Raw genomic sequence first — 20,936 nt, 5'->3', positions numbered from 1 at the left:
AGAGATTGATAATAAAAGGGAAGGGGTGGATGTCGCTTACGCTAATCCATCCCAGGCAGGTCGGATAAATGCCGCGTCTTTCGACATTATGTTGGCTCTACCGCAACATCCGGGCGCTGGGCAACCACCTCGGCGGGTGTCAGCACACGGCCATCCTGCGCTTGCAGCATCAATTTGCGCAGCGGTTGATGGAGTTCATCATCAACCAGCACACTGCATTTTTCGTGGCTATCAAACAGATAATCGCCACCCCATTGCGCCAGAGCGACCAGCACGGTTTGCAGCGCACGGCCCTTTTCCGTCAACACATATTCATGCCACGCGCTGCCGTCAGCGGCCGGGCGCACGGTCAAAATATCCTGCTCCACGAGTTGTTTAAGCCGTTGGGTGAGCATATTTTTGGCGATACCGAGGTTTTTCTGGAACTCACCAAAACGTGTCAGGCCATTTAAAGCATCGCGCACGATAAGCAGCGACCACCAGTCGCCAATAATATCCAGCGAGCGGGCAACCGGACAGATACTGCCTTCCATACTTTTGCGTTTCATAAATCCTCCATTGGCAAACAGCCAGATAGTTTTATTATAAAACCTATTTTCTGGGCTGAGTAGTTTTTCCTTTCTTCATTGCCCATTTTGCGATCGGTTCATAAGGCGACTTGGGTTTTTTCTGCCAAAATGAATGCTGCGCTTTTGTGTAATAACATCTTGAGGATTAAGGGATGAATAAAAAAACGATAGCGGTTTTACTGGCAATGGCTTATTTCGCTCCTGCGTTGGCGCAAGCCGAAACTCCCCCGCAGGGTTACCAACTCCAGCAAGTGTTATTAATGAGCCGCCATAACTTGCGGGCACCGCTGGCGAATAATGGCAGCGTACTGGAGCAGTCCACCGCGCAATCCTGGCCGCAATGGGATGTTCCTGGCGGCCAGCTGACCACCAAAGGCGGCGTGCTGGAAGTGTATATGGGGCATTACATGCGCGAGTGGCTGGCGGAGCAGGAACTCGTGAAAAGCGGCGAATGCCCAACGCCACAAAGCGTCTACGCTTACGCTAACAGCTTGCAGCGTACCGTTGCTACTGCGCAGTTCTTTATCACGGGGGCGTTTCCTGGTTGTGATATTCCTGTCCATCATCAGGAAAAAATGGGCACCATGGACCCGACCTTTAATCCTGTCATTACCAATGATTCGCCGGAATTTAAACAAGCCGCCTTGCAGGCGATGGAAACCCAACGCGAGCACTACAAACTTAACGACAGCTATCAGCTTCTTGAGCAGATCGTCGGCTTCAAAGACTCTCCGGCTTGTAAAGAAAAACAGCAGTGCGATTTGACCGCCGAGAAAGATAAATTTAGCGCCAATGTGAAGGAAGAGCCGGGTGTGAGTGGCCCGCTAAAAGTGGGTAATTCACTAGTTGATGCCTTTACCCTGCAATATTACGAAGGCTTCCCGCTGGATAACGTTGCCTGGGGGCAAATTAAAACGGCTGAACAATGGCGAGTATTATCACAGCTGAAAAATGGCTATCAGGATACTTTGTTTACCTCACCACAAGTCGCGCGCAACGTGGCGGCACCGTTGATTAAATATATCGAGAAAGCCTTCACCGGTTCGGCGGCAAAAGGGCCAAAAATCACCTTGCTGGTGGGGCATGACTCTAATATTGCCTCCATGCTAACGGCACTGGATTTCAAACCTTATCAATTGCCTGGACAATATGAACGCACGCCTATTGGTGGGAAAATCATGTTCCAGCGTTGGCACGATGCCAACACCAATCGTGATTTGATGAAGGTGGAATACGTGTATCAAAGTAGCGAGCAATTACGCAAAGCCGAGGTGTTAAGCCTGCAACAACCGCCACAGCGTGTGACGCTGCAACTCAGTGGTTGCCCGACGGATGCGAATGGTTTTTGCCCGTGGGATAAATTTACTGAGGTGTTGGCGCAGAGTGTCAATCAGGTGAAATAGATCAGGGATAAACTCCCCCGCACTAGCGGGGGAATCTGGCTACACGTTCTTGCGCTCGATGGTTTGCTCGCCCCAAAACAGCGAGTCTTTATCTGTTCTTTCAAATGCCAGCGACAGCACCTCGTCGCTACCATTTTCCCAAATTTTCTCAGCCATTTTTTCGTCGTATTTTGCCACTTCGAAAATAGCCTCTGCTATTTCAGGAGATGTGTTTCTCAAACTGGCCCATTCACCTACATGATGAACTTTGGATTGTTGATTCTGCATGTTCTCCTCCATTAACCATTTAATTTAACTGCTAAACCTGCCACGTATTCGCCCTGGTAACGCGCAATCGACAGCTCTTCCTGGCTTGGCTGGCGCGAACCGTCAGCACCGGCAATCGTTGTGGCACCATATGGCGTACCGCCGCGAACCTGCGAAACATCAAACAATTCTTGCGCAGCGTAACCGATTGGGACAATCACCATCCCGTGATGCGCAAGAGTTGTCCATGTGGATGAAATGGTGTGTTCCTGGCCGCCGCCGGTGCCAGTCGAGCTAAATACGCTGGCAAGCTTGCCGTGCAGACCCCCTGATGCCCAAAGGCCGCCGGTCTGATCGAGGAAGGTGCGCATCTGGCCGGACATATTGCCAAAGCGGGTAGGGGTACCAAAAATGATAGCATCGTAATCGGCAAGCTCTTGTGGGGTGGCTTGCGGAGCATGTTGTGTTTTACCCCCAGCCTTTAAGAAAGCCTCTCCTGACATGGTTTCCGGGACGCGTTTTACCGTCACTTCCGCACCATCAACTTTCTGCGCACCCTCTGCCACTGCTTGTGCCATGGTTTCGATGTGTCCATACATTGAATAATAAAGCACCAGAACTTTAGCCATTTCGCATCACTCCTGTCTTGACGCAGCGTTTGCTGCACTGAATTAAAGATATGTGCTGTGGCAGGAACTGCAAACCGGAGTGCCAATTAGTTGATCTTTAACAATCTGCGATGCAAACGGGAGGAATGTCGCATTACGTCACATTTTCATATGGTGACTATTTCATTAAAAATAAGAATATCTTATGGATTGAGCGGCAAAAAAATCACCCATTCCGGCGATGACATGTTGCAAAATATTACGGTTAACTGGTGAATTACCCAGTCTGCACTAAGCTTATCCCCACGCGGCAGGTAATACGTTGTCCATTTGAAGCCGCGCGGTGAAAGATTACTCTTTGACTGAATGCAATATGATGACTTAACTATTTCACCAATCTGGAGGTTAGAAATGGCAAACCATCGTGGTGGTTCAGGTAATTTCGCTGAAGACCGTGAAAGAGCATCAGAAGCAGGTCGTAAAGGTGGCCAGCATAGTGGCGGGAACTTCAAGAATGACCCGCAACGCGCCTCAGAAGCAGGCCAAAAAGGGGGCAAAAATAGTCACGGCAAAGGCAGCAGCAAGTAAATCTGCCAGGCTTTCGCAATTCGCTAAGTTATCTGTTTTCCCTCTTAGATAGCTGATTGCCATCCCCACCGCCGGTTATGACCGGCGGTTTTTATTTTCTCACTCCCATTGCAGCACATAACGCCTGCACGCAAACTAGTGGCCTTCTTTGTCACGCTCGAATTTCCTGGTATTTCCATGTCTGCTTTATTGCGCCGTTACTCGCTTGCTATCAAACCTCAAGAAGCCATTTTGATCCTCATCACCATGTTCTGGGGTGGGACGTTTCTTGCGGTGCAATACGCCATGACGCTGAGTGGGCCGTTCTTCTTTGTCGGTCTACGCTTTGCCACCGCAGCGCTGGCAGTGGCGCTACTGTCGTTGAAAACGTTACGCGGACTGACCTGGCTTGAAGTGAAAGCTGGGGTGTTTATTGGTATTTCAATTGCTATCGGTTACAGCATGCAGACCTGGGGTCTGCAGAGCATACCCAGCAGCAAATCGGCCTTTATCACTGCGATGTATGTTCCGTTAGTGCCGGTGTTGCAATGGATTTGTCTGGGTAAAATGCCGGGAATGATGTCCTGGATTGGTGTTGGGCTTGCCTTTATCGGCCTGATTTTCCTCGCCGGGCCAGACGGCACATCGCTCACGCTGGGAGCCGGTGAAATCATCACGCTAATCAGCGCGCTGGCGATTGCCGCTGAAATTATCCTGATTAGCGCCTGGGCCGGTAAAGTCGACATAAAACGCGTAACTATTGTGCAGCTTGCCACTGCCTCCATTGTTGCGTTTGCCACCATGATCCCGGCGGGCGAAAGCGTGCCTGCCTTCACGCCTGGTCTGCTGGTGATTGCGTTAGGGCTGGGGATATTCAGCGCCATTATTCAGGTGACAATGAACTGGGCACAGCGCAGCGTTTCGCCGACTCGCGCCACGGTTATTTATACCGGCGAGCCAGTATGGGCGGGGATTTTTGGGCGCTTAGCCGGAGAGCGATTACCGGTGCTGGCGTTACTGGGCGGCGCGTTGATTGTGCTGGGCGTTCTGGTTAGTGAGCTGAAACTCAAGCGCAAGCTTCAGCGTAAGAAAGCGGCACCGCTGGCGGTGCCTGAGAATGAATGACAACGTCAGGAATCCTGAGGCAGTGCGGCGCTGTCGCTGACAATCTGTGGCCGGCGGCTCAAAATGGCATTAAGAATAATGGCGCCAAACGTCGCCGTCCCGATGCCACCTAACGTGAAGCCTCCCAGCGTTAAGGCAAAATCGCCCGCGCCTAAAACCAGTGTCACTGCCACCATAATCAAGTTGCCGTTCTGGCTTAAATCAACGTGATGCTGTACCCAAATTCTGGCACCCGCCACGGCAATCAAACCAAACACCACGATGGATGCCCCACCGATAACTGCTGCGGGAATGGTGTGAATCAACGCGCCAAACTTTGGCGAGAAACCCAGTAACATGGCGATGCCCGAGGCGGCGACAAACACCAGTGTTGAGTAGACTTTGGTCACCGCCATCACGCCGATATTCTCCGCGTAGGTGGTCACGCCGCTACCACCCACCGAACCTGAAAGCATAGTCGCCAGGCCATCGCCAACAAACGCTTTGCCAATATACGGGTCCATATTTTTCCCCGTCATTCCGGCGACGGCTTTTAAATGGCCGAGGTTTTCTGCGACCAAAATCACCGCCACGGGCGCAATCAACATCATCGCCTGCGCGTTAAATGTTGGTGTGGTGATTTGCGGTATGCCAAACCAGGCCGCACGACTGAGCAACGCAAAATCCACCGGTTTGCCGAAGCCAAAACCATTTGCCAGCACCGCGTAAATGACGCAAGCGAGGATCAAGCCAATCAGTATCAGCAGGCGCTGAATCATGCCGCGCGTAAACACCGCCACCAGGCCGATGCACAGCACGGTCATGACCGCCATCCAGCTATCAAAACTGCTGGCCGACACGCCGCGCACGGCAATTGGCGCCAGATTCAGGCCGATTGCCATCACTACTGCACCGGTCACCACTGGCGGCATTAACCGTTCAATCCAGCGTGTTCCGGCTTTCATCACCACAAAACCAATTAAGGTGTACACCAGTCCACAGGCGATAATACCGCCGAGTGCCACGCTCAAATGTGGGTTCAGCCCCTGGCCATTAAACCCGGTGACCGCAATTACCACGCCGACAAACGCGGCACTTGAACCTAAATAACTCGGCACCCGTCCACCGGTCACCAGGAAGAACAGTAGGGTACCGACGCCCGACATCAAAATCGACAAATTAGGATCAAGCCCCATTAACAGTGGCATTAACACCGTGGCACCAAACATCGCCACCGCGTGCTGCACGCCCATCACCAGCGTCTGGCCGAGCGGCAGAGTTTCATCGGGGGCTATGACACCGCCTTCCGTTACCGCAGATTTTTTATGCCATTTTGGAAACCAGGTATTCGCCATAAGTCTCTCCAGCAGAGTGTTGTTTCGGCTAACAGGCAGGCCGCATCAGTTGGTGGTAGCCACGGTCAAACCACACCAGGCCATGGGTATCGTCGTTACGTTCAAGAGCTACTAATTCGCAAAATAAAATGTCATGAGTGCCTACCCCCACCACCTGGCTGATGCGGCAGTCGAACGAGACAATGGCCCCTTCCAACTGCGGGCAGCCAGTGGCACCGTGGTGCCAGCGAGCAGCGGAGAAACGCTCGGTCATGGCCGTTTTGCCGCCAAATAAATTTGAGAGGGCTTCATGTCCGGCGGCTAATGTGTTGACGCACAACGCCTGGTTGCGGCTGAAAATGGGCCACACGGAGGCGCTACGGTTAAGACAAACCAGCAGCGTCGGCGGGTCGTCGGTAACGCTGCACACCGCCGAGGCGGTAAATCCGGCGCGTCCCGCCGGGCCATCGGTGGTGACGATATTCACCGCTGCCCCCAGGCAAGACATCGCATCGCGAAAGACTTGTTTTTCGACCATATTCACTCCTCAGGCCAGGCTACAGGCCGTGTCAAAGGCTAAACGTGGCAAGCGGGTATGGGCTTTTGCCGGGTCGCCATAACCGATGTTAATCAGCAAATTGCTTTTCCAGCCGTTCGCGCTAAAAAATTCCGCATCGACCTTTTCACGCTCAAAGCCAGACATCGGCCCGGTGTCTAAACCGAGCGCACGACAGGCGGCAATCAGGTACGCCGCCTGCATCGAGCTGTTACGAAAGGCGGTTTCTTCAGCCAGTTCCGGGCTTGAGGTAAACCACGCGCGAGCATCAGCGTAAGGGAACAGTGTGGGCAACTGCTCATAGAATGCCGGGTCCCACGCCACGATGGCGGTAACGGGTGCACTCATGGTTTTGTCGATATTGCCTGATGACAACGCCGGTTTCAGGCGGGCTTTGGCATCACTGCTGCGCACAAACAAAAAGCGCGCGGGCGAGCAGTTGGCGGACGTCGGGCCAAGCCGCAGCAGATGGTAAATTTCGCTAAGTTGGGTATCGCTCACCGGTTTATCGAGCCACGCGCTGTGGGTTCGTGCGCCAGTGAACAAGGTTTCCAGTGCTTCGGATGTGATGGCTTGAGTCATACAATTTCCTTATGCGAAGCGGATTCGGTGGTGAGCAGCGCGGCAAGTGCCGCAATCAGCATCGGGTTAAATTCACTGGCGGCGGTGACGTTGCAGGCATGCCCGCCCCACGGCAGGATTTCCAGCACGCTATGCGGCAGCGCATGATGCAACTGCTGCGAGCAATTCCACGGCACCAGCAAGTCGTCGCGGGAACAAATCACCAGCACTGGCTGACGGATGTTGGCGGCGGTGGTGTAAAAATCGGCGGTTTTTAACGCATTCAGGCGGCGGGTGAGGTTCTCTTGCCCCTGAAAATGTGCGTTGTGCAGGGCTTCTTCAGCTTCCAGTTGTGGTTGATGGGCGGCCATCCAGTCTGCCGGATAGAGAAACAGCGGTTGAGCCTGCAAATAGGCGGCGGGGCCGCTATCGCGCAGCAGCGTTTCACGCACTGCAAAACAGCGCCGCGTGTGGGCGTTGAGCTGCAACCAGCCGTTGATCACCGCCAGTGCATCAATGGCAGTCGGGTAATCCAGTGCCAGCTGCATGGCAACCAGCCCGCCCAATGCATGCCCGAGTACGCAGTAATGTTCGATGCCGTGATGCAACATGGCGCTGTGGATCTCCTGCGCCATATCCGCAAGCGAGTAATCAGCAGGTAGCGGTTGCTGATTGGCCCCCGTACCGCGCTGGTCATACACCACCAGTTGGTAGTGCTCGGCCAGTGCCGCACGTTGTGGCAGCCAGTAACTGCCGCTGCCTCCCAGCCCGGCAATCAGCAGTAATACAGGCGCGCCAGGGAAGGGCGCGCGAGCCAGTTCAATCTGCATAGGCTATTTCCCTACATGGGCGACGGTGGCGATTTCGACCAGTGCGTCCGGTTTGACCAGACCACACTGGATACAAAATCGTGCTGGTTTGTCGCCGGGGAAAAACTCGGCATACACTTCGTTGATGGCGGCGTAATTCGTCCAGTCAGTAATAAAAATCGAATTAAACGTCACGTCATCCATGGTGCCGCCAGCGGTTTCAATCACTGACTTAATGGTTTCCAGCACATGGCGGGTCTGGGCTTTGGCATCACCGACATACACCACATTATTCTGCTTATCGAACGGCAGGGTGCCGGAAACATACACCACACCATCAGCCAGCGTACCGGGTACAAACGGGGCGATAGGCGTGCTGGTTGCTGGGGGGATAATCACTGATTTCGGCATCGTTTTTCTCCTGTTCAGGCAATTCGGGCAAGGGATTGTGGCTGCAATGCCTGGCAAAATGTGCCTACGTCGCTGACCCATCCAAAGAACGTTTCGATATTGAATAATGCGGCCTGCTGCGCAAAAGCTGGCCCCGCCTGGTGGGTGGCATCGGCGAGTACCACACCAAAATATTCAAGGAAAAAGCCGTCGCGTAGCGTCGATTCCACGCAGACATTGGTGGCGATACCAGTAAAGACCAGGTGGCGAATGCCGCGTGAGCGCAGCAGGCTATCCAATGGCGTGTTAAAGAAACCGCTGTAACGAGGTTTGGGTAACACAATGTCGCCCGCCAGCGGCACCAGTTCATCCACCAGTTGGTAATCCCAGCTGCCTTTTGCCAGCAGTGTTCCCTGTAGTTCTGGTTGCTTACGCATGGTTTTCAGGGCGTTAGATTTATGGAAGTTAGGCGAGCCAGACCCGCCCGCTTCAACGTATTCGCTGTCCCAGCCGTTCTGGAACCAGACAATCAGCATGCCCGCCTGGCGCGCGGCGGCCACGGCGGTTTTGATATTTTCAATCACCGGTTGGGTAGCCGAAACATCAAATCCGGCTAAGTCGAGATAACCGCCTTTGCTGGCATAGGCGTTTTGCATATCGACGACGATCAGCGCGGTTTGTTCAACGCTGAAACTCATCGCTTCGGGGCGCGCCTCGAGCGTTATTTTCCTCATCACGCCACCTCACGCGTTGAAGGTGAAAGGTGAGCGCGCGACTGCATTAGCGGCTGGATTTTTTCACCAAACGCTTCGATGCCCACTAAAAAATCATCGAAAGTCAGTAAGACTCCTTCTGCGCCTGGTACGGTGGCCACTTCATCCAGCAGACGGGCAACGGTGGCGTAAGAACCCACTAAGGTGCCCATATTGATATTCACCGCCGAGGTGGGATCCGCCATCTGGCGCACGTTGGTGTCAGCACCAGAACGGGTGTCTTTCTGGCTTTGTTCGGTCAACCACGCCAGCGCTTCTTCGTCAGCCCCGGCTTTGTAGTGTTCCCACCTGGCGCGTGCGGCTTCGTCGGTTTCATCGGCAATAATCATAAACAGCACGTAGGAACCGACTTCGCGACCGGTTTTTTCGGCGGCTTCAACCATGCGTGCGGCGGTGGGGGCGAAAGCGGTCGGCGTATTGACACCTTTGCCAAAGCAGAAGTTGTAGTCAGCGTATTCGGCAGAGAACGCCATTCCGGCGTCACTTTGTCCGGCACAGATCATTTTTACCGCTTTGGCCGGGCGCGGGCTTAAACGGCAGTCATTCATAGTGAAGAACTCGCCTTTTAAATCGCTGTGTCCGGTTCCCCACAAATCACGCAGCACCGTAGCGTATTCGGCAAGGTAGTCGTAGCGACGTGCGAAGTATTCGTCACCCGGCCAGATCCCCATTTGCTCGTATTCCGGTTTTTGCCAGCCGGTCACCAGATTGACGCCAAAACGCCCTGGGGCAATGGAGTCAATGGTCGATGCCATTCGCGCCACAATGGCGGGGGGCAACGCCAGCGTGGCGGCGGTAGCATAGATTTGAATGCGTGAGGTGACGGCAGCAAGACCAGCCATCAGGCTGAACGACTCCAGGTTGTGATCCCAGAATTCTGTTTTGCCGCCAAAACCGCGCAGCTTGATCATTGAGAGGGCAAAGTCGAAATCGTAGTACTCCGCCTGTTGTACAATCGCTTTGTTCAGCTCAAAAGTGGGCATGTATTGCGGCGCGGTAGTGGATATTAACCAGCCGTTGTTACCGATAGGGACGAATACACCAATTTTCATCTCAGGCCTCTCATCACAGGTGGTATACCCATCATCCTTCAAGCCGCAGCGGCGTTGGCTGCAGACGCTAGCCCCAGTCACTAACTCAAGTAAGCTCCTGGGGACAATCGTCCTTGCCGCCTTGCTGCAACTCGAATGCTAATGGGTATTGATTTGTCATTTGTGTCTTTGCAAGCCGGATGCCAGGTTGGTAAATTGGTTTGTTATCATAATGTTGAATATAGGTTTCTATTTTTGATGCGTTAAAATCAGACTGTTTGGTCAAAATGAGTGCACAAAAAACAGGCGCCATTGCGCTTTCAGGGTGCAAATGACGTGCAAACTGATCGTTGTCGCAGGTAGGTTTTGTTATGCTGTCGGGCAAAACGGCATGGAGAGAGCGCATGGCACAAGGTGCGGCAGCAACGAAAGAGACCGGGCGGCGTGTTCGCGCAGTAGCGGCGAAAAAGCAGGCTATTCTGGCGGCAGGGCTGGAGTTTTTCTCACAATACGGCATTCACGGCACCAGTATTGAACAGGTGGCGGAACGAGCTGAAGTTTCTAAAACTAACCTTCTCTATTATTACCCCTCAAAAGAAGCGCTCTATGTTGCGGTGCTTAAACAGATTCTGGATATCTGGCTCGCCCCGTTGCGCGCCTTTCGTGAAGATTTACAGCCGCTGGTGGCGATCGGCGAATATATCCGTTTGAAGCTGGAAGTTTCCCGTGATTATCCGCAAGCCTCACGCTTGTTCTGCCTGGAAATGTTGCAAGGTGCGCCGTTGTTGAAAGCAGAGTTGAGCGGCGATTTGAAGTCGCTGGTCGATGATAAATCGGCGATCATTGCCGGTTGGGTAGAAAGCGGGAAACTGGCGGCGGTTGATCCACACCATCTGATTTTTATGCTGTGGGCGACGACGCAACACTACGCCGACTTTGCCAGCCAGGTTGAAGCGGTGGCAGGGAGCAATTTACAAGACGAAGAATTTTTCCGCCGCACGGTCGAGAACGTGCAGCGGATGATTATTGAAGGGATTCGGGTGCGTTAATTCGGGCTTGAATGGAAAACACAGCTGACATCACCTTCTTCGCATTGCAGCGTGCTTTTCAGCAGTTCAGTGCGCTCGCGGGTTTTGTCCGTCATACACTGGGCGTGCACCATTGGCGCGACAGATGCGCCATCAGCCCCTGAAGTTAAAAACGCGCAATCGGCATCGCGAAAAGCAATCCACGCATTTTGCGCTGCTTTTAACTGTGTTTTCTGGGTGTCGGTGGCGAGTTTCATCGCCTGCTGATAAGTGTGGTTGAGCAAATCATCCTGCTTCTTAAATTCTTTGCCATAACACTCATTCAGCCCGGCCTGAGATGTTTCGTTATCGCAACTGTCAGCCAGTACGTTAGCGCTCAGCAGCAATCCCGTAATCAGTAAACAAACGCGTTTCATCATCATTCCTCGAAGAAAAAGGCCTTTATAGGATGGATGGCGCTATCGCTTTTCCACCCTACAAGGCCATACAAATTATTCCCGAAAGCTTAGTGAAACCTTAGCCGATTGTCATCAGACTGGCATTACCACCGGCGGCTGCGGTGTTCACGCTCAGCGAACGCTCAACGTACAAACGTTCCAGCAACAGATTGGTTTCTCCGCGCGCAAAGCCTTGCACCGAAACAATCGCCCCATTGCGGGCCGCGACTTTTTCGCATAGCGCACGCAACTGGTCGGAATCACCGTGGTAAATCACCGCATCAAACAGCTGGCCGAGCAGGGCATCTTCTTTGGCAAAATCGATGTGCTTTTGCACCCGCGCAGGCAGGGCTTTTGCCAGTTCACGATGCAGCTTGTCATCGGCCCATAGTGCACGGCTACCAACACTAGTCACCGCCGCCAGTTGCACCAGCGCATCTTGCTCGTTATCGGCGATACACAATACGCGCTCACGTGGCATTAAGGCGTAGGTGTTGCGCTCACCGGTTGGCCCCGGCAATTGGCGCAGCGTGCCGCTTTGCGCAAGTTGCGCGAAACGTTCGCACACGGCTGGCAATTCACCTTTGTTGGCCGCCCATTGCGTCAGTACCTGATGGGATTCCTGCAAGCTGGCCTTCAGCGTGGTATCCACCGGCAATTCAGCATCCTGGCGATTAAACGTCGTTTGCAGCGCATTGTCCGGGCGGTTCGCCAGCAGGCGGTACAGATACAGCGGGCCACCGGCTTTCGGTCCAGTCCCCGATAAACCTTCGCCGCCGAATGGCTGCACGCCGACCACCGCACCGACCATATTGCGGTTCACATACATATTGCCGACATGCGCTGAACCGGTCACCTGAGCGATGGTTTCATCGATACGGGTATGCACGCCCAGCGTCAGGCCATATCCGGCAGCATTGATTTGCTTAATCAATGCTTCGAGGTTGCTGCGGTTGTAACGCACCACGTGCAACACCGGGCCAAACACTTCTTTTTGCATCTCGTCGAAGCTTTCCAGCTCAATCAATGTTGGCGCAACGAACGTACCGCTTTGCCACTCTTTCGCATCCACGTTGTTATCACGCACCGCCTGGAATACTTTGCGGCCTTTGCTGCGCAGCGTCTGGATATGCTGCTCGATATTCTCTTTCGCTTCGGCGTCGATAACCGGGCCGATGTCGGTCGTCAGGCGGCCTGGGTTGCCCATGCGGCATTCCGCCATCGCACCGCGCAGCATTTGCAGCGTGTGCTCGGCAACATCCTCCTGAATACACAACACGCGCAATGCAGAACAACGCTGTCCGGCGCTATCAAATGCCGAGGCCAGCACATCAACCACGACTTGCTCGGTGAGCGCCGAAGAATCGACGATCATCGCGTTGAGACCACCAGTTTCAGCAATCAGCGGTGTTGGGCGGCCTTGCGGGTCCAGACGGTCAGCAATGTTGCGTTGCAGCAGTGTCGCGACTTCGGTGGAACCGGTAAACATCACGCCACGTACACGAGGATCGCCTGTCAACTGTGCGCCAACCGTTTCACCACGGCCTGGCAGCAATTGCAGCACGCCCGCAGGCACACCAGCTTCCAGCAGAATGGCAACGCCTTGCGCAGCAATCAGAGGAGTTTGTTCAGCCGGTTTTGCCAGCACGCTGTTACCCGCGGCAAGGGCGGCAGCAATCTGGCCGCTAAAGATGGCCAGTGGGAAGTTCCATGGGCTGATACAGACCACCGGGCCGAGCGGACGGTGGGTTTCGTTATCGAAATCATCGCGCACCTGACCGGCGTAATAGTGCAGGAAATCCACCGCTTCGCGCACTTCAGCAATCGCGTTGCTGAAGGTTTTGCCAGCTTCGCGCACCAGAATGCCAATCAATTGCTGCATCTGGCCTTCCATCATCACGGCTGCACGTTCAAGAATCGCGGCGCGTTCTTGTGGCGGGGTGGCGAACCAGATTGGCGCGTTGTTCACCGCACTTTCCAGCGCCTGAGAAACTTCTTCTGGCGTGGCTTCGCGAGTGAAACCGACGATGTCAGTCGGCTCTGCCGGGTTCTTCACGGCCACCATGTCGCCCGCCGCAACGGCATGTTCTAACATTGGCAGCGCTTGCCACTTCTGGGCTGCGCTATTGAGCAGGGCAGAGGAGAGTGACGCCAGACGATGTTCGTTCGCCAGGTCCAGGCCGCTGGAGTTGGTGCGACCCGCGCCATACAACTCTTTTGGCGTGGCAATTTTTGGATGTGGCAAGCCAAGCTGACCTTCTTTTGCCGCGATAGCTTCGATAGCGGTTACCGGGTCGGCAACCAGTTCGTCGAGCGGCAAGGTGTTGTCGGCAATACGGTTAACAAACGAGGTGTTGGCACCGTTTTCTAACAGGCGGCGCACCAGGTAAGCCAGCAGCGTTTCATGGGTGCCGACCGGTGCATAAATGCGGCAAGGGCGGTTCAGTTTGCCATCGGCAACTTTGCCGACCACTTGATCATAAAGCGGTTCGCCCATGCCGTGCAGGCACTGGAATTCATATTGGCCTGGGTAATAGTTTTGCCCGGCCAGGTTGTAGATTGCCGCCAGGGTGTGCGCGTTGTGTGTGGCGAACTGCGGGTAAATCAGATTCGGCACTGCCAACAGCTTTTTGGCGCAGGCGAGGTAGGAAATATCGGTGTAAACCTTACGCGTATATACCGGATAGCCTTCCAGCCCGTCCATTTGTGCGCGTTTGATTTCGCTGTCCCAATATGCGCCTTTCACCAGGCGGATCATCAGGCGGCGACGGCTACGGGAAGCGAGGTCAACCAGGTAGTCAATGACAAACGGGCAGCGCTTTTGGTAGGCCTGAATGACGAAGCCGATGCCGTTCCAGCCTGCCAGTTCCGGTTCGAAACAGAGTTTTTCCAACAGGTCGAGGGAGATCTCCAGACGGTCGGCTTCTTCCGCATCGATGTTAATCCCCACGTCATACTGGCGAGCCAGCAGCGTCAGAGATTTCAGACGTGGGTATAACTCTTCCATCACGCGGTCATACTGCGCGCGGCTGTAGCGCGGATGCAGCGCAGAAAGTTTGATTGAGATGCCCGGGCCTTCATAAATGCCACGGCCATTAGAAGCTTTACCAATCGCGTGAATCGCTTGCTGGTAAGAAACCATGTAAGCCTGCGCATCGGCGGCGGTTAATGCCGCTTCGCCCAACATATCGTAGGAGTAGCGGAAACCTTTTTCTTCCAGTTTGCGGGCGTTGGCGAGCGCCTCGGCAATGGTTTCGCCGGTGACAAACTGCTCGCCCATTAAACGCATCGCCATGTCCACACCTTTACGGATCAGCGGTTCACCGCTTTTCCCGATGATGCGGTTCAGGGAGGTCGACAGACTGGCTTCATTGTGGGTGGACACCAGTTTGCCGGTAAACAGCAAACCCCAGGTGGCGGCGTTGACAAATAGCGACGGGCTACGGCCAATATGCGAATGCCAGTTGCCGTTGCTGATTTTGTCGCGAATTAACGCATCACGCGTGGCTTTATCCGGGATACGCAGCAACGCTTCGGCCAGACACATTAGCGCCACACCTTCTTGCGAGGAAAGCGAGAATTCTTGCAGCAAACCTTGTACCATGCCCGCCCGACCAGAGGCGCTCTTCTGATTGCGCAGTTTTTCGGCCAGTTGATAAGCCAGTTTATGAGTTTGTTCGGCGATAGCTTGCGGCAGGCGAGCCTGTTCCAGAATCATCGGCACCGCGTCGGTTTCTGGACGACGCCATGCGGCAGTAATGGCGGCACGGGTAACCGATTGCGGCAGAATTTGTTCAGCGAAATCGAGGAACGGTTGGTGCGCCTCGTCAACGTGCGGAGCGGCTTCATCACTTTCGTTTGCTGCACCCGCTAACAGGGCCGGCAGTTCTGGTAATTCGTCATTATTTTCGAGACGTTCCAGATAATTAAAAATCGCCTGTTTAATTAGCCAGTGCGGTGTGCGGTCAATACGTGATGCGGCTTCTTTGATGCGCTCGCGGGTTGCGTCGTCGAGTTTGACGCCCATGGTGGTGGCCATTAGTGCTCCTGTTTACCCGTTATTAATCGGGTGAGTACATATAGGGTTGATAAAAGTTATCCGGCAATATCTATCATGTTGCAACTTTGTGCAACCTTGTTAAATGTGAGCCAGATAGCAAGCTGAAAAAAGAGTGAATTGTTAAATAAGAAATAAGGAAGTTGTCTGGCTAATCATTTGCTGACAGGGCGAAATTACCGACATAGTTAACACTTTCCATAGGTGCAACCGTAAAAAGCGTGAGCGAGTGCAACCTCCTGCAAAAAGCTATTTTTTGTACGGTGAATTTATTGTGAATAGTGTGTTAAAACGCTTGCGAATAAAAATGACTATATCCCCGTGCTGCGTTCCGGCATGGATAAAAATTTGGAGATCTGCATGACCATGAGCACACCAATGCTGGTGACTTTCTTTATCTATATCTTTGGCATGATATTGATAGGGTTTATCGCCTGGCGTTCTACCAAGAATTTTGACGACTACATTCTGGGCGGTCGTAGCCTGGGAAGCGTGGTCACGGCGTTGTCAGCGGGCGCATCCGATATGAGCGGTTGGTTGTTGATGGGGCTGCCTGGCGCCATCTTCCTTTCTGGTATTTCAGAAAGCTGGATTGCCATCGGCCTGACGGTTGGCGCGTATATCAACTGGAAACTGGTCGCCGGACGTTTACGTGTTCACACCGAGGTGAACAACAACGCACTGACGCTGCCTGATTATTTCACCGGACGTTTTGAAGATAAAAGCCGCATCCTGCGTATTATCTCAGCGTTGGTTATCCTGCTGTTCTTCACTATCTATTGTGCATCTGGCATCGTGGCGGGGGCTCGTCTGTTCGAAAGCACCTTTGGCATGAGCTATGAAACCGCACTGTGGGCGGGTGCAGCGGCAACCATCATTTATACCTTCGTGGGCGGGTTCCTGGCAGTGAGCTGGACCGATACCGTGCAGGCTAGCCTGATGATTTTTGCGCTGATCCTGACACCGGTGATGGTGGTTATCGCAGTGGGCGGCTTTGACGATTCAATGGCGGTTATCAAGCAAAAAAGTATTGAAAACGTCGATATGCTCAAAGGCCTGAACTTTGTGGCGATTATCTCGCTGATGGGCTGGGGCCTGGGTTACTTCGGCCAGCCACATATTCTGGCGCGTTTCATGGCGGCAGATTCACATCACACCATCGTCAAAGCGCGTCGCATCAGTATGACGTGGATGGTGCTGTGCCTGGCGGGTGCGTGTGCGGTGGGCTTCTTCGGTATCGCTTACTTCAATAACAACCCGTCATTGGCAGGCTCTGTTAACCAGAACGGCGAGCGTGTGTTCATCGAGCTGGCGCAATTACTGTTTAACCCATGGATTGCAGGCATCTTGTTGTCAGCGATTTTAGCGGCGGTGATGTCTACGCTGAGCTGCCAGTTGTTGGTATGTTCCAGCGCCATTACTGAAGACTTGTATAAAGCCTTCTTCCGTAAAGATGCCGGGCAGAAAGAGCTGGTGTGGGTAGGGCGTTTCATGGTGCTACTGGTTGCTCTGATTGCCATCGCACTGGCGGCTAACCCTGAAAACCGCGTTCTTGGTCTGGTGAGTTACGCCTGGGCAGGCTTCGGTGCCGCGTTTGGCCCGGTTGTGCTGTTCTCGGTCATGTGGTCACGCATGACGCGCAATGGCGCGCTTGCGGGGATGATCATCGGTGCCTTGACCGTCATCGTCTGGAAACAGTTTGGCTGGTTGGGTCTGTACGAAATCATTCCTGGTTTCATCTTCGGCAGCATCGGTATTATGGTTGTTAGCCTACTTGGCAAAGCGCCAAGTACATCGATGCAAAAACGCTTTGCACAAGCGGATGAGATTTACCACACCGCTCCACCGTCAAAGTTACAGGTCGAGTAATTCTGCTGACAAACCTCTTCGTAGGTTGGATAAGCGCAGCGTCATCCGACACAACGCGCGCAAACGGTGGATGACGCTAACGCTTATCCACCCTACAAAACACGTTTATCACCCTTTGCCAGCAATCTGAAGGCCGCTAATAGCGGCCTTTTTTACAGCTATACACAAAAATTCAAATTCTCTGCTTGTGTTTATTTTTATGGTAATGATAATCACAATCGTTCTGGTTTTACTTTTCTTTACGTCTTTTGACCTGAGTTCACAGTTGGAGTATCAGGAATGTTCGTTCCGTTTCTCATTATGTTACGCGAAGGGCTGGAAGCCGCGTTGATTGTCAGTTTGATAGCCAGCTATCTGAAGCGCACACAACGCGGCCAGTGGATTGGCGTCATGTGGATTGGGGTGGTTGCAGCCGCAGCGCTTTGCTTAGGCTTAGGCATCTTCATCAACGAAACGACCGGCGAATTCCCGCAAAAAGAACAAGAGATGTTTGAAGGCATTGTCGCCGTCATCGCCGTATTCATCCTGACCTGGATGGTGTTCTGGATGCGCAAAGTATCGCGCAACGTCAAAGGGCAGCTGGAGCAGAAGGTCGATGAAGCGCTGCATAGCAAAGGCAGCCACGGCTGGGCGTTGATTATGATGGTGTTCTTCGCCGTCGCCCGCGAAGGGCTGGAATCGGTGTTCTTTCTGCTGGCGGCATTCCAGCAGGACGTCGGCATTATGCCGCCACTTGGTGCGATGCTCGGTCTTGGCACCGCCATCGTGCTGGGCTTCTTGCTTTATTGGGGCGGCATACGCCTGAATCTTGCCGTTTTCTTCAAATGGACCAGCTTGTTTATTTTACTGGTCGCCGCCGGTCTTGCTGCGGGTGCGGTTCGTGCATTCCATGAAGCCGGGCTTTGGAACCATTTCCAGGATATCGCTTTCGACCTGAGTAATGTTCTTTCAACGCATTCCCTGACCGGCACGCTGCTTGAGGGCATTTTTGGTTATCAGGAAGCGCCGAGCGTCAGCGAAGTGGCGATGTACTTTATTTACCTGATTCCCGCGCTGGTGCTGTTCTTCATTCCCCCACGTCTGGGTAGCCAGGCGACAAATAGCGTTCGTTAATAATATTGTGGCGAGAAATCGCCTCTTAGTTACAACATACTGATGTTTTAAAGGGATTGGCCATGACTACACATTTTCGTCGAAAAGCCCTGCATGCTGCGTTGTTTGCGCTTGCCTCTTCAGCCTTTGCGGTGCAAGCCGCCGATGTTCCTCAGGTAAAAGTCACCGTTACTGATAAACAGTGCGAACCGATGAACATTACGGTTAACGCCGGTAAAACCCAGTTCATTATTCAGAACAACAGCCAGAAAGCGCTGGAGTGGGAAATCCTCAAAGGGGTGATGGTAGTCGAAGAGCGTGAGAACATCGCGCCGGGCTTCTCTCAGAAAATGACGGCCAACCTGCAAGCCGGTGAGTACGACATGACTTGCGGCCTGCTCAGCAACCCGAAAGGCAAACTTATTGTTAAAGCTGCTGGCGACCAGGCCGCACCGAAAAACGACCTGATGGCGTTATCCGGCCCGATTACCGAATATAAAACCTACGTCACTGCGCAAGTGGCCGAGCTGGTTAAAGGTACCAAAGCCTTTACTGACGCAGTGAAAGCCGGTGACATAGAAAAAGCTAAATCCTTGTATGCACCAACCCGTCAGTATTACGAACGTATCGAACCGATTGCCGAACTGTTCTCCGATCTGGACGGCAGCATCGATGCCCGTGAAGACGATTATGAGCAGAAAGCTAACGACCCGAAATTCACCGGTTTCCACCGTCTGGAAAAAGCACTGTTTGGTGATAACTCCACCAAAGGCATGGAAAAATATGCCGATCAGCTCAATAGCGACGTGCTGGATCTGCAAACCCGCATTTCTGAACTGGCCTTCCCACCAGGTAAAGTGGTTGGTGGTGCAGCGGGCCTGATTGAAGAAGTCGCTGCCAGCAAAATCAGTGGAGAAGAAGACCGTTACAGCCACACTGATCTGTGGGATTTCCAGGCTAACGTCGATGGTGCACAGAAAATCGTCAACTTGCTGCGTCCTTTACTGGTGAAAGATAACGCACCGTTGCTGGCGAAAGTGGATGCCAACTTCAAGAAAGTTGACACTATCCTGGCGAAATATCGCACCAAAGACGGTTTTGAGACTTACGACAAGTTGACCGACGCTGACCGTAATGCACTGAAAGGGCCGGTCACGGCGCTGGCTGAAGATTTGTCACAACTGCGTGGCGTACTGGGTCTGGATTAAGTTTTATGGATGAAAATAGCAAACACGGCGGCCACCTTCCGGCGCGCCGTCGGTTACTGAAAGGTTTGGGCGCGCTTGGTGGCGCCCTTGCCGTTGCGGGTGGTTGCCCTGTGGCACATGCGGCAAAACCGGAAACTTCTCCCGGCACGCTGCCGCCTGATGCGCGCATGGAAAAACAACCGTTCTACGGAGTGCATCAGGCAGGCGTGCTGACGCCACAGCAAGCGGCGATGATGCTGGTGGCTTTTGATGTGCTGGCAAGTGATAAAGCTGAGCTTGAACGTTTGTTCAAATTGCTGTCTGCGCGTTTCGATTTCCTGACCACTGGCGGCCCGGCACCGGACACCCCGAATCCGCGGATGCCACCCATGGACTCCGGGATCCTCGGTGCCGAAATTTACCCTGACAACCTGACTTTCACGTTGTCGGCGGGGACGTCACTGTTTGATGAACGCTTTGGCCTGAAAGGGCTGAAGCCAACAAAACTGCAAAAAATGGAACGCTTTGCTAACGACTCGCTGGACGCCAGCTTGTGTCATGGTGATTTGCTTATCCAGATTTGCGCGAATACCGCAGATACGGTTATCCACGCATTGCGCGACATCATCAAGCACACGCCAGATTTGCTCAGCGTGCGCTGGAAGCGTGAAGGGTTTATCTCCAGTCACGCCGCGCGTAGCCGCGGTAAAGAAACGCCGATCAACTTGCTGGGATTTAAAGATGGAACCGCCAATCCAGACAGCGGCAATAAACCGCTGATGGATGAAGTTGTTTGGGTGACGGGCAACCAGCAGGAACCAGCATGGGCGGTGGGCGGCAGCTATCAGGCGGTACGCATCATTCAGTTCCATGTTGAGTTCTGGGACAGAACGCCGCTTAAAGAGCAGCAAACTATTTTTGGTCGCGATAAACACAGTGGTGCACCGCTCGGTATGAAAAACGAGCATGACGAGCCTGACTATGCCGCCGACCCTGACGGTAACGTGATTGCGCTGGATGCACATATTCGTCTGGCAAATCCGCGCACCAAAGAAACCCAATCAAACCTGATGATGCGTCGCGGTTACAGTTATTCGTTGGGCGTTTCCAAATCAGGCCAGCTGGATATGGGATTGTTGTTTGTCTGCTTCCAGCACGACCTTGAGAAAGGTTTTCTGGCGGTGCAACAACGTCTGAATGGCGAGGCGCTGGAGGAGTATGTGAAGCCGATTGGCGGCGGTTACTTCTTTGTTTTGCCTGGCGTTAAGGATAGTCAGCATTATTTAGGGCAGGGGTTGTTGGAGGCATAGTTTGG

21 protein-coding genes are annotated in these 20,936 nt (G+C 53.4%); 8 read left to right on the top strand and 13 right to left on the bottom strand.

Annotated features, from left to right (window positions below; translation table 11 throughout):
• Positions 1–86: 86 nt before the first annotated feature.
• Entirely contained in the window at positions 87–548 is a 462-nt protein-coding gene (locus tag MNO13_RS16185) for a winged helix-turn-helix transcriptional regulator (RefSeq protein ID WP_064548073.1), read from the bottom strand.
• A 173-nt stretch (positions 549–721) separates the two neighbouring features.
• Here MNO13_RS16185 and agp point away from each other — a divergent pair, with 173 nt between their 5' ends.
• Positions 722–1,972 carry a bifunctional glucose-1-phosphatase/inositol phosphatase gene (gene agp / locus MNO13_RS16180; RefSeq protein ID WP_241939008.1) on the top strand — a complete coding sequence of 417 codons (1,251 nt, stop codon included), beginning with the start codon at positions 722–724 and terminating at the stop codon, positions 1,970–1,972.
• A 39-nt stretch (positions 1,973–2,011) separates the two neighbouring features.
• Here agp and MNO13_RS16175 read toward each other — a convergent pair whose 3' ends face one another.
• Positions 2,012–2,239, bottom strand: coding sequence for a YccJ family protein (locus tag MNO13_RS16175; RefSeq protein WP_064548069.1), 228 nt, complete (start codon positions 2,237–2,239; stop codon positions 2,012–2,014).
• An 11-nt stretch (positions 2,240–2,250) separates the two neighbouring features.
• Entirely contained in the window at positions 2,251–2,847 is a 597-nt protein-coding gene (wrbA, locus tag MNO13_RS16170; RefSeq protein WP_064548067.1) for an NAD(P)H:quinone oxidoreductase, read from the bottom strand.
• Between the two features lie 390 nt (positions 2,848–3,237).
• On the opposite strand from wrbA, the gene MNO13_RS16165 reads away from it, so the two are divergent.
• Complete coding sequence (locus MNO13_RS16165; RefSeq protein ID WP_034456279.1) at positions 3,238–3,414, top strand: con-10 family general stress protein; 177 nt, start codon at positions 3,238–3,240, stop codon at positions 3,412–3,414.
• A 177-nt stretch (positions 3,415–3,591) separates the two neighbouring features.
• Positions 3,592–4,518: a DMT family transporter gene (locus MNO13_RS16160; RefSeq protein ID WP_064548065.1), complete on the top strand. Its 927-nt coding sequence runs from the start codon at positions 3,592–3,594 to the stop codon at positions 4,516–4,518.
• 5 nt (positions 4,519–4,523) lie between these two features.
• Here the strand turns inward: MNO13_RS16160 and rutG are convergent, their stop codons facing one another.
• The 8 genes from rutG to MNO13_RS16120 form a co-directional block, all read right to left on the bottom strand.
• Entirely contained in the window at positions 4,524–5,852 is a 1,329-nt protein-coding gene (gene rutG, locus MNO13_RS16155) for a pyrimidine utilization transport protein G (protein ID WP_133522544.1), read from the bottom strand.
• A 28-nt stretch (positions 5,853–5,880) separates the two neighbouring features.
• Positions 5,881–6,375 (bottom strand): NADH-dependent FMN reductase RutF, encoded by a 495-nt coding sequence (gene rutF, locus MNO13_RS16150; protein ID WP_064548061.1) that lies wholly within the window; start codon positions 6,373–6,375, stop codon positions 5,881–5,883.
• 3 nt (positions 6,376–6,378) lie between these two features.
• The gene (locus MNO13_RS16145) at positions 6,379–6,969 is read right to left on the bottom strand and encodes a malonic semialdehyde reductase (RefSeq protein ID WP_121813924.1); all 591 of its coding nucleotides are present in this window, start codon (positions 6,967–6,969) and stop codon (positions 6,379–6,381) included.
• Positions 6,966–7,778 carry a pyrimidine utilization protein D gene (rutD, locus tag MNO13_RS16140; RefSeq protein ID WP_241939007.1) on the bottom strand — a complete coding sequence of 271 codons (813 nt, stop codon included), beginning with the start codon at positions 7,776–7,778 and terminating at the stop codon, positions 6,966–6,968. The genes MNO13_RS16145 and rutD overlap by 4 nt, the downstream gene beginning before the upstream one ends.
• A gap of 3 nt (positions 7,779–7,781) precedes the next feature.
• A complete protein-coding gene (gene rutC, locus MNO13_RS16135) occupies positions 7,782–8,168 on the bottom strand; it encodes a pyrimidine utilization protein C (protein ID WP_133522545.1) in 387 nt (128 codons plus the stop codon).
• 14 nt (positions 8,169–8,182) lie between these two features.
• Positions 8,183–8,881 (bottom strand): pyrimidine utilization protein B, encoded by a 699-nt coding sequence (gene rutB, locus MNO13_RS16130; protein WP_241939006.1) that lies wholly within the window; start codon positions 8,879–8,881, stop codon positions 8,183–8,185.
• Entirely contained in the window at positions 8,881–9,972 is a 1,092-nt protein-coding gene (gene rutA / locus MNO13_RS16125; protein WP_241939005.1) for a pyrimidine utilization protein A, read from the bottom strand. Before rutA ends, rutB begins: the two co-directional genes overlap by 1 nt.
• Before the next feature lie 85 nt (positions 9,973–10,057).
• Entirely contained in the window at positions 10,058–10,357 is a 300-nt protein-coding gene (locus MNO13_RS16120; protein ID WP_241939004.1) for a hypothetical protein, read from the bottom strand.
• On the opposite strand from MNO13_RS16120, the gene rutR reads away from it, so the two are divergent.
• Positions 10,356–11,000 carry an HTH-type transcriptional regulator RutR gene (rutR, locus tag MNO13_RS16115; RefSeq protein ID WP_064548050.1) on the top strand — a complete coding sequence of 215 codons (645 nt, stop codon included), beginning with the start codon at positions 10,356–10,358 and terminating at the stop codon, positions 10,998–11,000. The genes MNO13_RS16120 and rutR overlap by 2 nt on opposite strands.
• On the opposite strand, the gene MNO13_RS16110 is transcribed toward rutR, so the two are convergent.
• Positions 10,997–11,395, bottom strand: a complete 399-nt coding sequence (locus MNO13_RS16110) for a lysozyme inhibitor LprI family protein (RefSeq protein WP_241939003.1) — start codon at positions 11,393–11,395, stop codon at positions 10,997–10,999. The genes rutR and MNO13_RS16110 overlap by 4 nt on opposite strands.
• Positions 11,396–11,495: 100 nt before the next feature.
• Positions 11,496–15,455 (bottom strand): trifunctional transcriptional regulator/proline dehydrogenase/L-glutamate gamma-semialdehyde dehydrogenase, encoded by a 3,960-nt coding sequence (putA, locus tag MNO13_RS16105; protein WP_241939002.1) that lies wholly within the window; start codon positions 15,453–15,455, stop codon positions 11,496–11,498.
• 378 nt (positions 15,456–15,833) lie between these two features.
• Between putA and putP the strand changes: the two genes are divergently transcribed.
• From putP to efeB, 4 genes are all read left to right on the top strand, one after another.
• Positions 15,834–17,342, top strand: a complete 1,509-nt coding sequence (putP, locus tag MNO13_RS16100; RefSeq protein ID WP_241939001.1) for a sodium/proline symporter PutP — start codon at positions 15,834–15,836, stop codon at positions 17,340–17,342.
• 279 nt (positions 17,343–17,621) lie between these two features.
• Positions 17,622–18,455 (top strand): iron uptake transporter permease EfeU, encoded by an 834-nt coding sequence (gene efeU / locus MNO13_RS16095; RefSeq protein WP_064548041.1) that lies wholly within the window; start codon positions 17,622–17,624, stop codon positions 18,453–18,455.
• Between the two features lie 62 nt (positions 18,456–18,517).
• A complete protein-coding gene (gene efeO, locus MNO13_RS16090; RefSeq protein WP_241939000.1) occupies positions 18,518–19,642 on the top strand; it encodes an iron uptake system protein EfeO in 1,125 nt (374 codons plus the stop codon).
• Positions 19,643–19,647: 5 nt separating this feature from the next.
• Positions 19,648–20,931: an iron uptake transporter deferrochelatase/peroxidase subunit gene (gene efeB, locus MNO13_RS16085; RefSeq protein WP_121813920.1), complete on the top strand. Its 1,284-nt coding sequence runs from the start codon at positions 19,648–19,650 to the stop codon at positions 20,929–20,931.
• Positions 20,932–20,936 lie beyond the last annotated feature (5 nt).

This window comes from Buttiauxella ferragutiae, from assembly GCF_022637515.1.
GTDB lineage: Bacteria > Pseudomonadota > Gammaproteobacteria > Enterobacterales > Enterobacteriaceae > Buttiauxella > Buttiauxella ferragutiae.
This window is presented reverse-complemented; position numbering and strand designations above follow the sequence as displayed.

Coding starts and splice junctions, on each gene's coding strand:
- MNO13_RS16185 (WP_064548073.1), bottom strand. CDS start 548: ATGAAACGCAAAAGTATGGAAGGCAGTATCTGTCCGGTTGCCCGCTCG.
- agp (WP_241939008.1), top strand. CDS start 722: ATGAATAAAAAAACGATAGCGGTTTTACTGGCAATGGCTTATTTCGCT.
- MNO13_RS16175 (WP_064548069.1), bottom strand. CDS start 2,239: ATGCAGAATCAACAATCCAAAGTTCATCATGTAGGTGAATGGGCCAGT.
- wrbA (WP_064548067.1), bottom strand. CDS start 2,847: ATGGCTAAAGTTCTGGTGCTTTATTATTCAATGTATGGACACATCGAA.
- MNO13_RS16165 (WP_034456279.1), top strand. CDS start 3,238: ATGGCAAACCATCGTGGTGGTTCAGGTAATTTCGCTGAAGACCGTGAA.
- MNO13_RS16160 (WP_064548065.1), top strand. CDS start 3,592: ATGTCTGCTTTATTGCGCCGTTACTCGCTTGCTATCAAACCTCAAGAA.
- rutG (WP_133522544.1), bottom strand. CDS start 5,852: ATGGCGAATACCTGGTTTCCAAAATGGCATAAAAAATCTGCGGTAACG.
- MNO13_RS16145 (WP_121813924.1), bottom strand. CDS start 6,969: ATGACTCAAGCCATCACATCCGAAGCACTGGAAACCTTGTTCACTGGC.
- rutD (WP_241939007.1), bottom strand. CDS start 7,778: ATGCAGATTGAACTGGCTCGCGCGCCCTTCCCTGGCGCGCCTGTATTA.
- rutC (WP_133522545.1), bottom strand. CDS start 8,168: ATGCCGAAATCAGTGATTATCCCCCCAGCAACCAGCACGCCTATCGCC.
- rutB (WP_241939006.1), bottom strand. CDS start 8,881: ATGAGGAAAATAACGCTCGAGGCGCGCCCCGAAGCGATGAGTTTCAGC.
- rutA (WP_241939005.1), bottom strand. CDS start 9,972: ATGAAAATTGGTGTATTCGTCCCTATCGGTAACAACGGCTGGTTAATA.
- rutR (WP_064548050.1), top strand. CDS start 10,356: ATGGCACAAGGTGCGGCAGCAACGAAAGAGACCGGGCGGCGTGTTCGC.
- MNO13_RS16120 (WP_241939004.1), bottom strand. CDS start 10,357: ATGCGCTCTCTCCATGCCGTTTTGCCCGACAGCATAACAAAACCTACC.
- MNO13_RS16110 (WP_241939003.1), bottom strand. CDS start 11,395: ATGAAACGCGTTTGTTTACTGATTACGGGATTGCTGCTGAGCGCTAAC.
- putA (WP_241939002.1), bottom strand. CDS start 15,455: ATGGCCACCACCATGGGCGTCAAACTCGACGACGCAACCCGCGAGCGC.
- putP (WP_241939001.1), top strand. CDS start 15,834: ATGACCATGAGCACACCAATGCTGGTGACTTTCTTTATCTATATCTTT.
- efeU (WP_064548041.1), top strand. CDS start 17,622: ATGTTCGTTCCGTTTCTCATTATGTTACGCGAAGGGCTGGAAGCCGCG.
- efeO (WP_241939000.1), top strand. CDS start 18,518: ATGACTACACATTTTCGTCGAAAAGCCCTGCATGCTGCGTTGTTTGCG.
- efeB (WP_121813920.1), top strand. CDS start 19,648: ATGGATGAAAATAGCAAACACGGCGGCCACCTTCCGGCGCGCCGTCGG.